This is a genomic window from Bradyrhizobium sp. WYCCWR 13022 (assembly GCF_030435535.1).
In the GTDB taxonomy this organism is placed as follows: Bacteria; Pseudomonadota; Alphaproteobacteria; order Rhizobiales; family Xanthobacteraceae; genus Bradyrhizobium.
On record NZ_JAUIZJ010000007.1, the window covers coordinates 295,683 to 308,595 of the forward strand.

Sequence of the window (12,913 nt, forward strand, 5' to 3'; positions counted from 1 at the left end):
GTGGTCCCTAGCTCATCAGGCCACAGATCGCGTGCCTTGGCTTTTCAAAAGACACGATGTTCAACGGGCTTGTGGGGCAACGATCTGGATCGTGGTATTATGTGCCGTCGAAGGCGCCGGAGCAACAAACATCAATGCCGGCTTTGCCACCGATACCATGGTGCCATAGAGCCGGCTTCCGTCTCTTGATACTCCTTCCGCGAGGTTGTCATTGGCCGTCGCAGGAAGGCTCGCCATGCAGTTCCGCTGCCAGAAGGGTTGTGCCGAGACGGTCAACCACGCGGAATTAGAGGGGGCGCTACTGAGTGATCTTCCCGGCTATGTACTTTATATCATTGACAAAGACGACGATTTCACGCTGCTGAGGGGACGACGGTCTTCGGATGAGCGCCCAGTCCTCGTTCTGAGGCCGCGTAGCGCGACGCCGAGCACCGAAATATTAAAGCGGCTCGAAAACCAATTTGCGATTGCTAGTGACCTCGATTCGGCTTGGGCGGTGTGTCCGATCGAGTTGGTTCGGGGCGAAAAAGGTCCGGCGCTCATACTCGACGACCCCGGTGGCATGCCGCTCGACGAACGTCTTGGCGAAGCTCTCGAACTCTCTGCTTTTCTCCGGCTTTCTGTGAACTTGGCGGAAGCGCTTCGGCAGATACACCTGGCTGGCATTATCCATAAAGACATCAATCCTACCAACTTGTTGGTGGACGAAAAAGATATCGTTCGCGTCATGGGTTTTGGCATCGCATCGCGCTTGACGCGGGAGCGACGTGTAGCCTCTTCGGTCGATAGCATTGCGGGCACGTTGGCTTACATAGCGCCTGAACAGACCGGTCGAATGAACCGGTCGGTAGATATCCGCAGCGACCTCTACTCTATGGGCGTCACCCTCTACGAGATGCTCACCGGACGCCTACCGTTCGAGGCAGCTGATGCCGTTGAATGGATCCACTGTCACATCGCCCGACAGCCGCTCCGACCTGAGGTGCAAATCGATGGCGTACCCGCCCCCGTCGGCGACCTCATCATGAAGCTACTCGCCAAGAATGCCGAGGACCGCTACCAGACCGCTTCCGGTGTTCTGGCCGACCTTCGACGTTGCCAAGCGGATTGGCAGTCCCACCAGAGGGTCGACGCCTTTTCTCCGGGCGAGAACGACGGTTTGGATCGTCTGTTCATTCCTGAACGGCTTTACGGCCGACAATCCGATGTAGATGCACTAATCAATGCCTTCGAAAGAGTCGCCGAGGGCGGCTCGACCGAAATGGTCCTGGTGTCAGGCGGCCCAGGCGTCGGCAAGTCGTCGGCCGTGAACGAGCTTCACAGAGCCATCGCTACCCGCCGAGGATTGTTCGCGCGGGTCAAGTTTGACCAGTACAAGCGCGATATTCCATACGGCGCTCTGACGCAAGCGCTGCGGGATTTGGTCCAAGCCGTGCTGGGTGAGAACGACGACGAATTAGCGCGCTGGCGGAGCCGCCTCATGGAGGCTCTCGGCCAAAATGCTCAATCCATCATCCGTCTGGTTCCACAGCTCGAGCTGATCATCGGTAAACAGCCGCAGGCCTCGGATTTGTCGCCCGACGATGCACGGCTCCGGTTTCAGACATTGGTCGGCCGGTTCATCGGCGCTTTCGCGCGGTCCGATCATCCTCTCGTCATCTTTTTCGATGACCTCCATTGGAGCGATCCGGACACCCTCGACCTGCTCAGGATTCTCTGCTCGCGAAACGAATTGGGGCACCTGCTTCTCGTGGGAGCCTATCGGGACAATGAAGTAGGCTCCGACCATCACCTGACGGCAACTCTCGCAGATATCGAGGAATCGAAGGTCCCGATTCGCCGTCTCTGGTTGGCAAATCTCGCGCTCGGAGACCTCACTGCGTTGATTGCCGGCGCACTGCGGTGTGGTCCGCAGCGCGCACGGCCGTTGGCTCAGCTGGTGCACGCGAAGACCGGCGGCAATCCCTTCTTTGTGATCCAGTTCCTCACCTCGCTGGAGCACGATGGATTGCTTGAATTCTCGGCCGAAAAAGCGGGGTGGACATGGGACATAGGGCAAATCGCACGCAAAAGGTTTACCGACAACGTCGTCGACCTCATGGTCGGAAGATTAAACAGGTTGCCCGGTCACGTGCAGAAAGCCTTGAGGCATTTGGCCTGCATCGGCAACGGTGCGCGTGCAGATACCCTTTCTGCGTTGTACCAAGATACGCGTGGAGTGCTGGAGGCAGCGCTTTGGGAAGCAGTGCGACTCGAGTTCGTGTCGGTGGTGGCCGAAAAATATTCTTTCGTCCACGATCGGATTCAAGAAGCGGCCTATTCGTCAATTCCGGAAGCGGAGCGCGCCCATCAGCATCTCCGGACGGCGAGAGTGCTCGCTCGAGCGCTTTCCCAGCAAGAGGTGGACGAGAAGATCTTCGATCTCGTGGAGCAGTACAATCGTTCCGCACATCTCATCGAATCGTCCTCGGAGCGCGAGCAGGTCGCCCGCTTCAATCTGACCGCCGGCATTCGTGCCAAGGCATCCACGGCGTATGCGGCGGCCTTGCAATATTTCACTGCGGGCGCCATGGCGCTTCAGTCTGTCGAAATAGGGCCGGCAAATCACAGCTTGAACTTCGAGCTCGAATTGAACCGCGCGGAATGCGAAATCCTGACCGGCGATCACGAGGCGGCGGCGACGCGACTGGACCGCCTAGCGGGCGTGGCGCGATCCGCGACCGATCGATCGGCGGTCGCTCGGTTGCGCATGATCTTGTATACCACAATCGACAGGATCGACCGCGCCATAGCCGTCGGTCTCGAATACCTGCGACACGCCGGGATAGGATGGTCTCCGCATCCCTCAGACGAGGAAGTGGACCGGGACCTTTCGAGCATGTGGCGTCTGCTCGGCGAGCGGAGGATCGAGGAGATGATTGATCTCCCATTGCTGCAGGACGCCGAACTGCTTGCGACCATCGACGTGCTCGCGGACTTTCTCGCGCCAGCCTCTTTCACGGACAACAACCTTTTCTATCTGTCGGTCATTCGCATGACCAATCTCAGTCTGGCGCACGGCAATTGCGGCGCTTCGGCTTGCGCCTATGCTCTTCTCAGCATCGTGCTGGGATTGCGTCAGGACGACTATGAAGCGGCATTCAGATTCGGCCAGCTCGGCTGCGATCTCGTGGATAAGCGCGGTTTGGACCGCTTCAAGGCCAAAGTGCACACCTTCTTCGGAGCTCTCGTGCTTCCTTGGGCACGGCCTTATTCGTCGAGCCGAGAGGTGCTCAGGCGCGCCATCGAAGAGGCTTCGGCATCGGGCGACCTGACGTACGCTGCCTACAGCGTCAGAAGCCTAGTGGCCAATCTGTTGGTTTCAGGTGTCCCCCTTGCGGAGGTCGAATGGGAGCTCGAAACGGCTCTGTCGTCGATGCGGGGTGCAAAGTTCGGACTTGCGATCGACTCTCTGGTCGCCCAGTTGCTCCTCGTTCGTTCGCTTCGAGGTGAACGTACAGACGTTGGTCTGTTTCCGGAGGCCGACGGCAGCGAACTCGCGTTCGAGCGGCGCCTCATGCAGGCCGGCGCCCATTCCGCCGTAGGAGCGGCCAGATATCACATCTGCAAGCTGCAGCAGCACTTCATGGCGGGAGAAATGTCGGAAGCTCTTGCAGCGGCGCGGAACGCTCAAGGCCTTGTCTGGTCGACCGAGCACTTTCTGGAGATCGGCGAGTACCATTTCTACAGCGCCCTGACCCTGACTGCAGCCTACGAGGGAATTCCGCTGTCAGAGCGCCAAGATTACATCGAGGCGATCGAGACTCATCGGACGCGGATCGCAAGGTGGTCGAAAGGGTGCCAGGAAAACCAAGCACACCGCGAGGCGTTGTTGGCGGCCGAAATTGCGCGCCTTCGTGGAAAAGCGAGTGAAGCGATAAAGTTGTACGAGGTCGCCATCCAGTCGGCTCATGAGAACGGCTTCGTTCAGCACGAGGCGATCGCCGCCGAACTAGCCGGTAAATTCTATCGGGCCTTGGGAGCCGACACCGCGGCGCTGGGATATTTGAGGAGGGCCCTCGCCGGCTACAAACAGTGGGGCGCAATGCCGAAGGTCAGGCAGCTCGAAGAGCTCGATCCGGACGCGACAAAGCGAGGATGTGCTGAGGAGGCGCGAGCCGAGCACACGCCGGAGCATCTGGATTTCACGGCGATCATGAAGACGTCGCTCGCGGTATCCGGCGAGATCGTCCTCGATCGCCTGATCGAGCGGATTATGGCAATTGCTCTTGAACATGCCGGAGCCGACCGCGGGCTGCTGATACTGTCGGGCAGCCAGGATGCCCGCATCGAGGCCGAGGCGCGAGTTATGGGCGGGGTCGTAAGGGTAGAGCTTCAGCACGAGACTTCCTCTCCGAACGAACTTTGCCAGTCGATCCTGCGATATGTCCTGAGGACCCAACAAACTGTTCTATTGGACGATGCCATGGAGGGTCAATTCGCCACCGATGCCTACATCCGCAGCCAGCGCATCCGCTCGTTGATGTGCCTACCCCTGACGAAACAATCGAGCCTGATCGGGGCGCTCTATCTGGAAAACCGCCTGACAACGCACGCGTTCACGCCGGAGCGCACCGCGGTACTTCGCGCATTGGCCTCGCAGGCAGCCAACGCACTCGAGAACGCCCGCTTGTATGCCGATCTCAAGACGACCCAAGACCGTCTCCAGGCATCTCACGATGAGATGCAGATGCTGGTCTCGGTGGTCGAGAACAGCAGCGACTTCATAGGCTATCTGCCGACAAAGGGGCGTGACGGCTACATCAACGCAGGTGGAAGGCGCATGGTGGGTATCGAGCTGGACGCGGATGTCTCCCGAGTTCAGATCAGCGACCTGAGGCCGGCGGAAGAAGACGACAGATATTTGAGGGAGATTCTCCCCGCCCTGGAGCGAGACGGCCGGTGGACCGGAGAGCGAAATCTGAGACATTTCAAGACGAATGAGCCGATCCCCGTATTGCAAAATCTCTTCTATATCATCGACAGCACAACCGGAGAAAGAAGAGGCACAGCATCGATTTGCAAGGATCTGACGGAGCAGCGACGGACGGATGAAGCCTTGCGCAAGGCCCAAGCCGATCTGGAGAACATCGCACGGCGCATGACTATGGGCGAGTTCGCAGCTTCCATCGCGCACGAGCTTAATCAACCCTTGATGGCGATCGTCGCGAGCGGAGAAACCTGCATGCTTCGTCTCGAGAAGAGCCCTCCGGAGGTCGAAAAGGCGCGAGCAGCCGCACAGCGAGTAATAAGAGATGGCCATCGTGCAAGCGAGGTGATCAAGAGCATTCGTGCGTTGCTCAAGAAAGCTCCTTCGGAAAGCCTGGAGTTCGAGCCGAACGTAGCTATTCGCGAGGTCATTGACTTAACGCAAGCCAGAATCCGCAAAGAAGGCATACTTTTGGATGTCGATCTTCAAGGGATGGTCAGCGTGTTGGGCGACCGCGGCCAGTTCCAGCAAGTCGTGCTCAATCTCGTCGCCAATGCGATTGACGCCATGGCTGATGTCATTGATCAAAAAAGACTGTTGCGAATCGAAACGCGAGAAATCGCAGGATGCTTGGCGATCGGTGTTGAGGATTCGGGTCGAGGCATTGATCCAGGTAGCTCGAGCAAAATCTACGACGCTTTCTTCACTACCAAGCCTGAAGGTATGGGGATGGGCCTGGCAATCAGTCGGTCGATTGTCGAGAAACATGGAGGACGTCTGTGGGCCGAGCCGAGGCAACCCAGCGGCACGAAGTTTACTTTTGAAATCCCGGTGGCGGCAAGTCTCGCGTCTGTCGATCCTTCTGCGGTCTAACCGCGTCGCGTATGGAAGTAGAAGATGGCGCGCCCGACGGCATGCCGGAGTTTGAAGGAAAGCCTCGTGACCGAGTCAGCTTTGATTTCGTGTGTGGATGACGACCCAACGGTTCTGGAAGCATTGGAGGATCTCCTCGACGCTTTGGGTTTCGAGGTCGACGGCTATCCATCAGCAGAAGAGTTCCTCTCTCGCGGCCGGCTAGAAGCGACGACCTGTTTGATTACAGACGTTCGGTTGGGTGGCATGTCCGGCCTTGAGTTACAGCACCGCCTGGCCGCTGCGAGCCACAACATTCCAACTATCGTCATTTCGGCGTTCGCGGATGATCAGACGCGGACGCGAGCTTTCAATGCGGGCGCCATTTGCGTGCTTGCCAAGCCGGTCAGCCGAGAAAATCTAATCAATTGCATTCGCCTCGCTCTGCATCCTACGTGATGCAACCCATATCATCCGCCATCCAAGGTTCGCCTCCGCAAACACTGAGATTTGTGTTTAAAGTGGGCTGTGGCGGAGAGAGTGGGTTCGGATAGGCGGGCACCCGGACCTCGACAGCGTTCGGGCATAGCGAGCTTCGTCTTAGTCCCCGGGGCTATCCTTCAAGATATAACCCATCAGGTCGTCCACGTTATGCTCTAAATCCCGGATGATGTTCTTGACGACATCTCCGATCGAGATCACCCCGACGACATTGCCTGCATCCAGCACTGGCAGATGACGGAAACTACGCTGAGCCATCATTGCCATACAGTCCGCCAGTTGATCGTCCGGTTTGACCGTCACGGGCTTGACCGTCATCACTTGGCGTACCGGCGTTTGCTTTGCGTCGAGCCCGGGTAGCAGCACTTTGATGGCGCAGTCACCCTGAGTCACGATTCCAACCAGCAGGTCGTTGTCGATGACGAGCACCGATCGGACCCCGGTTGTCGCGCATCTGCCGTAAGGCTTCGACGACCATATCGCCCGAACGAACATGGATTAGGGCGCCACTCTTCTGAGCCAAGGCGTTTTTTACCGTGCTCATCGATGTTCTCCAGGTGAGTCCTGTCTGCACCGTCACGATGGTTCACTTGAAAGATACTCGAAATTCCTTGCAATGTTAGGTCTGATCAGATTGCGAGCGAAAGTCGCGGGACATTGCCATGGGTTGTTTTCACCAGTGTCTACTATCGGGTATACCCTTGAAGGGACCGACGATGTCAGACGTAATCCAACCGCCGTAGAAATCACCAGGCTGCGCCCTTACTAGCTCGCCGCCGACTTTGCACTGGTCCATCTTCGATGCGTAAAACGCATAGAAGCCGGAGATGGCTGAGTACGGCTCCGTCGGGTTGGGATAGCACCAGGCCGCCTTATCGGCAATTTTGCCATCGACTTCGACGGTCCAGTACAAGGCAAGACCCTTGAACTCACACCAGGACCGTCCTTCCGCGCTCGCCAGAGTTATCACCTCGACATCGGCGAGCGGGAAATAATACACCGGAGGGTGGCTCGTCTCCAAAACTCGATAACCGCGCGTGGTGATTGCGATAGTCTTCCCATTGAAGATGACTTCGAGCTGTTGCGAGACCGGCTCTAGTCGAGGAGGACGGGGATAATCCCATACGGATTCCATGGCGTTAGCTCCATCGAGACTCGCACCCTCAAGACAACGATGCCGCTATGATTTTGGATCAGTATTTTGTCATTCGCGGCTGTCGGGAGTGATCCGAGGGGCTCTTTCGGGCGTTTAAACACTCCTGAGGAGTTAGGTCATGGCCGACGAGATGGGAGCCAGCCATCAGCCTTCGTTTAGCGAACTGACGGCTGCACTGCAAAGATTAGAGGTCGATCTTCAAACGATAGAGCAGGCAGTGAGTAGCCTAGTTCACAACGAGCTCCATGCGCTCGCAAAGTCAGCCATTGATGAATATCGCTCTATTATAACCGCTTTGCGCGATCTCAAGCTAAGGTAGCGGGATCCGCGCGTTGGGCAACATTGCGGTTTGAGGGGGGCGAGCGTTCCCGGCCGGCCATCACTACACTGGCCGGTCTTTAATCCGGCGCCCGAGAGCGGCGGGGCGTCTATGCGCGCCGGAGCTCGACTAAGTGGGGAAAATGCCAACTATGCGGGCGGCTCTGACCCAGATCGCGCATTGAGAAGCGGCCTGTCTGGCGCAGTTCGGCACGGCATCGCCCAGGCTCATACCTGCCCCAATCTTCGCAGCTGCCGCAAATCACATTGCGCAGCGCCGAGGTCGACTTCCTGACTATCGGCCAATATCCGCAGCCAACGCGCAAACATCACGCCGTGATGAAATTTGTATCCCCTGAAGAATTCGGGGCGTACGAAAGGGTCGCCTACGCCAAGGGATTCCTGCTGGTTTCAACGACGCCGTTGACGCGTTCGTCGCATCATGCCGGCGAAGATTTTCAGAGGCTGCGAGCGCGCCGACAGGGACGTACGTCGACCGAACCGAGGCCAGGCCGACGTGCGACTTTACACCCTGAGCCACACGATGCTCGATCGATTCGCGAGCGGAGAATACCTGCTGACCTACAACCTGATCGCCGCAAGTCCATCCGACTCGAGATCTCTCGCCATGCTTGAACCGCCCCGGGTTTGCCGGAGGCTCCAACTCCTGAGAGGATGAAGCCATGACAAGCAAGACGAGCAGGCGCGCCACTTCCTCTGGGCTCAGCACCACCGGCAGCTTGCGCGGCTCGTGAATGACGTGGGTGTGCTCGACGATCTCGTGGCGCTTGAGCGTGACCTTGAAGAAGAACCGCAGCGTCGAGACGGTCTGGTTGATGGTCGCTACACCGGCGCCGCTCGATGCCAGATGAAGTTGATAGCGCCGCACGTCCTCCAAGCTCGTCGTATCCGGCGATCGCCCGAGGAACACCGCGAAGTTCTTGACCCTCTGCACGTAGTCATGTTGGGTCTTCGGCGCAAACTTGCGGATCGTCATGTCTTCGATCATGCGCCGCCGCAACGGGCTCGTGGCCTCGTCGGTCATGGGGATGCTCCTGTCTTGGGTGAAGGTTGCGAACCCCTCATCTCAAGACAGGACGCCTCGTTGCGCTATCCTCTCAGCCGTGCTGCCGGCCGTCGTGCCCTACCGCGCGAGCAGTTTAGTCCTATGGCCCGTTGCAGACTTGGGTAACCGAGCAATGTCCGCTTAGCGCACCAGTGTTAAGCCGAGTCCTTTCCAGGCTTCTGATTATACTAGGTTGTGATATCCTGACTGGTCTCCCTGAACGTCGCTCGAAAACTCTCGCGATACTGCAGCGGGCTAACGCCCAGGCGTCGCTGGAACGCCCCACGCATGCGCTCGGGCGTCGCAAAGCCGCAATCGAAGGCCACGGATTTTAGGGAAAGGTCGGTGGATTCTAGCAGGTTGCGGGCCTGATCAAGCCGGACCCCTTCGATGAAATCGTGTGGTGTCACGCCCAGTTCGCTGACGAACAGGCGCGCGATGCTACGTTCACTGGTGCCGGCGATGACCGCCAGACGTTCGACGGAAAACGGCTCGTTGGGGTGCTCCAGCACATAGGCCTGTACTTTGCCGAGCGGCGTGACCGGATCGCTCATGGGCACCAGCAGCGGACTGAACTGCGACTGTCCACCTTGGCGCTGCGCTACCACCAGCAGGCCCTTTGCGCACGCCAAGGACACCGCTGCGCCATGATCCTCGCCGACCAGAGCGAGTGCGAGGTCGATCCCCGCCGTTACACCTGCTGATGTCACCAGTCGGTCGTCGCGGACGTAGATGCGGTCGTGCTCGACGCGGGCGGTCGGAAACATGGCGGCGAGCTTGCCGGCGCTTTGCCAATGCGTCGCGGCGTTGCGGCCGTCGAGCAACCCCGCATGACCAAGGGCAAAAGCGCCGGTGCAGATCGAGCCATATCGCTCAGCCCGATTGCCCCACCGGCGCAGCCATTGCGAGGTGGAGGCGTCCGCGGCGGCGTCGGGCAGCGCCGGGCCGCCGGCCACCAGCACCGTGTGAAATGGGCGGCAGGCTTCTTCAAAACTCAGGTGCGCCATGAGCAGCATCCCGTTCGATGTACGAACGGGCGACTTGCCCTCGCCGATCAGCAGACAGTTGTAACCATCGCCCTCGGCGACGAACATGTTCGCCGTGGAGAACACGTCGAGCGGTCCGGCCACGTCAAGCGCCTGCACGCCATCATGGATGATGAGGGCGATATCCCGTTTAGCCATTATGGATCGACCTCTGCCTGTTCGCGGTCTGCCTGACGTCCGCGATCCCAGAGACCGGCCGCCGGCGGTTTATCCCACATCGTTGGCAGTTTTTCGAGGGTGCCGATTGTTGCTCGGAGATGGTTTCGCTGCGATCGATGACGGGCCGGGCGCGAGGTTCAACGCTCATCAAGAGCAGCCCGCCGAACCCCAGCCGGCATCAACTCATCCTGCGGTCGCAAGCCGCGTTGGGCACCCGGATTCGGGGGCTGCCGGCGTGCGCCTGCAATCGAGCAAAAAACCACGGAGAACGAAGATGAACGCGATTTTCAATGTGATCTTGGTGCATGGGGCCTGGGCCGACGGATCGTCCTGGAACAAGATTATTCCGCTGCTGGCGACCAAGAATATGACAGTCACCGCCGTGCAATTGCCGCTCACCGGCTTCGAGGCCGACGTGGCTGCCGTTCGCCGCGCCATCGCGCTGGCCCTGGGCGATGTGGTGTTGGTCGGGCATAGCTATGCCGGTGCGGTGATTGGCGAAGCGGGCAACGACGACAAAGTGAAACGGCTGGTCTATGTCGACGCCTTCGCGCCCGACGCCGGCGAGTCGGCCGGGTCGCTGTTTGCCCAATTCCAGGCCGCGCCACTCGGCGCCGAGCTGCGTCCTGACGCCGAAGGGTTCCTGTCGCTCTCGCATAAGGGCGTCTTCGAGCTGTTCGCCCAGGATCTCGACGAGGCGGAAAAGGCGGTTGTCTATGCCACGCAAGGGCCGATCAACGGCGCGGCTTTAGGCGGCGTGCTCACCAAGGCCGCATGGCACGCCCGGCCAACTTTTTATCTAATTGGCGACCAGGACCACGCCATCCCGCGCGCCGAGCAAGAAAAGATGGCCACCCGAATGGACGCCACCATCGAGCATGTCGACGCCAGCCATGTCTCGATGCTGTCCAAGCCAGAAGCTGTCGCGAACTTCATCCTGAAGGCCGCCGTCTGACTGGCGATCGATGAACGGCGGCCAGCCGCATACCTCCACAGGAGAGACCATCATGTCGTTCACCCAGATCATTCACATTCCGATCCTGCCGCTCGGCATGGTCAACGCGCATCTGATCCAAAGCGAAAGCGGCTGCGTGCTGATCGACGCCGGCATCCCCGGCTCCGAGCGCAAGATCGAAAGAGCGCTGAATAAGTGCGGGCTTTCGTTCAAGGACATCAAGCTGATCATTGTGACCCACGCCCACACGGATCATGCCGGAAGCGCCGCGCGCCTGCGGCAACTGTCAGGCGCCCCGATCCTAGCGCATCAGGATGATGCGGACTTCTACAGCCGGCGGCTGCCGATGACATACTGCCCGACTGGATGGGTCGGCAAGCTATTCTTCAAGACACCGGTTCCACATGAGCCGTATGAAGGGTTTGAAGCGGACATCATGATGAAAAACGCCGATGAGCTAAAGCTTGGGGAGTTCGGCGTCGACGGCATCGTTCGTCACACCGCCGGTCACACGCCAGGCTCGATTGCGATCGAGTTGGCGTCGCAGGACATGCTGGTTGGCGACCTCGTCGCCTCCGGCATCCTGATCGGCGGCATCGCCTTAACCGGGCGTGCCATCAGGCCGCCCTTCGAGGATGATCCGCAAGCAGTTGCCCGCCAGCTGACCCGCATGCTCGATGGCGGCGCCAAGCGCTTCTACATGGGCCACGGCGGTCCCTTGGAAGCCGCCGAAGTCGCGCGGCATGCGCACAAGCTTGCCGCCATCAAACCGAACGCCTGCGCCATCGGCTGCTGCCATCACGCCTCGCACTGACCGCGGCGATGTCTGCACTCTTAGCCATCAGAAAGGAAATCGAACGATGAAAATCGCTTCGAACGGCATTCACATTCATGTAGAGGACAATGGCGTCGGCGACCTGCCGATCGTCTTCCTGCATTACTGGGGAGGCTCGTCGCGCACCTGGCGCCACGTCACCTCCGAGCTAACGCACTCATACCGCACGATCGCGACCGACCACCGCGGCTGGGGGCAGTCCGACGCGCCGGCGAGCGGCTATACGCTGGCCGATCTCGCCGCGGACGCACAGGGTGTTATCGATGCCCTCGGCCTGCCGCATTATATCCTGGTCGGGCACTCAATGGGCGGCAAGGTCGCGCAGCTCCTCGGCTCACGTCGCCCGATCGGACTGGCCGGACTGGTCCTCGTTGCCCCGTCGCCACCGTCGCCCATGCAACTGCCGCTCGAAGCCCGGCGAGGCATGGTCGCCGCCTATGCGAGCCGCGACAGCATCATCGCCACAATCACGGAGGTGTTGGCCGGCAAACCGCTGAGCGCGGATGACCTCGAGACCGTGGTGCAGGACACCCTCAGGGGCGCATCGGCCGCCAAGACAGCCTGGCCGCTGATCATGAGCCAGGAGGATATCACCACACTCGTCGGCGCTATCGACGTGCCCACCATCGTGATCGGGGGAGAACTCGACCGGGTGGACGGCATCGCGACCCTCCAGGCCGAAGTGCTGCCGCGCATCCCCCACGCCGCGCTTCATCGCCTGCCGGGGACCGGTCATCTATCGATGCTGGAATCTCCGGACGTGCTCGCGCAAATCCTCCTGGATTTCGCCGGCTCTCTACGCCTTCGATCCAGCGACGCTACAGCAGCTCAGGCAACGTGACGCACGCTGCAAATGACCGCTTTGCGCCCGGTAGCGGATATACAGCAAAGTAGCTCTTGGCCCTTCGCTTCCGCCAGGGCGTTGCGGCGAGATGTCCGGGGTCGGGGGTAAAGCGGAAGCTCCCACCGCTGCTCAAAACGGAGCTGTTGACCCTGGCTGCGTGAAAACGACGAGTCAGATAGAGATCGTCTCGGGGTTTCGGAGACGACCGATGC

9 protein-coding genes and 2 pseudogenes are annotated in these 12,913 nt (G+C 59.7%); 7 read left to right on the forward strand and 4 right to left on the reverse strand.

The window, feature by feature from the left end; genetic code table 11:
* Nucleotides 1–235 precede the first annotated feature (235 nt).
* Nucleotides 236–5,842: an AAA family ATPase gene (locus QY049_RS13095; protein WP_301269483.1), complete on the forward strand. Its 5,607-nt coding sequence runs from the start codon at nt 236–238 to the stop codon at nt 5,840–5,842.
* Nucleotides 5,843–5,866: 24 nt separating this feature from the next.
* The gene (locus tag QY049_RS13100; protein WP_301269484.1) at nt 5,867–6,280 is read left to right on the forward strand and encodes a response regulator transcription factor; all 414 of its coding nucleotides are present in this window, start codon (nt 5,867–5,869) and stop codon (nt 6,278–6,280) included.
* Nucleotides 6,281–6,421: 141 nt separating this feature from the next.
* On the opposite strand, the gene QY049_RS13105 is transcribed toward QY049_RS13100, so the two are convergent.
* Complete coding sequence (locus tag QY049_RS13105; protein WP_246755751.1) at nt 6,422–6,751, reverse strand: CBS domain-containing protein; 330 nt, start codon at nt 6,749–6,751, stop codon at nt 6,422–6,424.
* 244 nt (nt 6,752–6,995) lie between these two features.
* A complete protein-coding gene (locus QY049_RS13110; RefSeq protein WP_301269485.1) occupies nt 6,996–7,457 on the reverse strand; it encodes a DUF427 domain-containing protein in 462 nt (153 codons plus the stop codon).
* Nucleotides 7,458–7,596: 139 nt separating this feature from the next.
* Here QY049_RS13110 and QY049_RS13115 point away from each other — a divergent pair, with 139 nt between their 5' ends.
* On the forward strand, nt 7,597–7,797 hold the full coding sequence (locus tag QY049_RS13115) for a hypothetical protein (RefSeq protein WP_194480876.1): 201 nt from the start codon (nt 7,597–7,599) through the stop codon (nt 7,795–7,797).
* 266 nt (nt 7,798–8,063) lie between these two features.
* Nucleotides 8,064–8,432: pseudogene (locus QY049_RS13120) on the forward strand (hypothetical protein); the annotation flags it as partial.
* A gap of 160 nt (nt 8,433–8,592) precedes the next feature.
* On the opposite strand, the pseudogene QY049_RS13125 reads toward QY049_RS13120, so the two are convergent.
* Together QY049_RS13125 and QY049_RS13130 are read right to left on the reverse strand one after the other, a co-directional pair.
* Nucleotides 8,593–8,841 (reverse strand): annotated as a pseudogene (locus QY049_RS13125) (phage integrase N-terminal SAM-like domain-containing protein); the annotation flags it as partial.
* A gap of 209 nt (nt 8,842–9,050) precedes the next feature.
* Nucleotides 9,051–10,046, reverse strand: coding sequence for a GlxA family transcriptional regulator (locus QY049_RS13130; RefSeq protein WP_194480874.1), 996 nt, complete (start codon nt 10,044–10,046; stop codon nt 9,051–9,053).
* Nucleotides 10,047–10,341: 295 nt separating this feature from the next.
* Between QY049_RS13130 and QY049_RS13135 the strand changes: the two genes are divergently transcribed.
* Genes QY049_RS13135 through QY049_RS13145 form a run of 3 tightly spaced genes read left to right on the forward strand, consistent with a single transcriptional unit; the run spans nt 10,342 to nt 12,698 of the window.
* Nucleotides 10,342–11,022 carry an alpha/beta fold hydrolase gene (locus QY049_RS13135; protein ID WP_301269486.1) on the forward strand — a complete coding sequence of 227 codons (681 nt, stop codon included), beginning with the start codon at nt 10,342–10,344 and terminating at the stop codon, nt 11,020–11,022.
* Between the two features lie 52 nt (nt 11,023–11,074).
* Complete coding sequence (locus QY049_RS13140; RefSeq protein ID WP_194480871.1) at nt 11,075–11,836, forward strand: MBL fold metallo-hydrolase; 762 nt, start codon at nt 11,075–11,077, stop codon at nt 11,834–11,836.
* Between the two features lie 46 nt (nt 11,837–11,882).
* Entirely contained in the window at nt 11,883–12,698 is an 816-nt protein-coding gene (locus tag QY049_RS13145; protein ID WP_194480870.1) for an alpha/beta fold hydrolase, read from the forward strand.
* The last annotated feature ends 215 nt before the right edge of the window (nt 12,699–12,913 follow it).

What these genes read in the sequence shown, in the direction of transcription:
- QY049_RS13095 (WP_301269483.1), top strand. Translation starts at nt 236, where the DNA reads ATGCAGTTCCGCTGCCAGAAGGGTTGTGCCGAGACGGTCAACCACGCG.
- QY049_RS13100 (WP_301269484.1), top strand. Translation starts at nt 5,867, where the DNA reads ATGGCGCGCCCGACGGCATGCCGGAGTTTGAAGGAAAGCCTCGTGACC.
- QY049_RS13110 (WP_301269485.1), bottom strand. Translation starts at nt 7,457, where the DNA reads ATGGAATCCGTATGGGATTATCCCCGTCCTCCTCGACTAGAGCCGGTC.
- QY049_RS13115 (WP_194480876.1), top strand. Translation starts at nt 7,597, where the DNA reads ATGGCCGACGAGATGGGAGCCAGCCATCAGCCTTCGTTTAGCGAACTG.
- QY049_RS13130 (WP_194480874.1), bottom strand. Translation starts at nt 10,046, where the DNA reads ATGGCTAAACGGGATATCGCCCTCATCATCCATGATGGCGTGCAGGCG.
- QY049_RS13135 (WP_301269486.1), top strand. Translation starts at nt 10,342, where the DNA reads ATGAACGCGATTTTCAATGTGATCTTGGTGCATGGGGCCTGGGCCGAC.
- QY049_RS13140 (WP_194480871.1), top strand. Translation starts at nt 11,075, where the DNA reads ATGTCGTTCACCCAGATCATTCACATTCCGATCCTGCCGCTCGGCATG.
- QY049_RS13145 (WP_194480870.1), top strand. Translation starts at nt 11,883, where the DNA reads ATGAAAATCGCTTCGAACGGCATTCACATTCATGTAGAGGACAATGGC.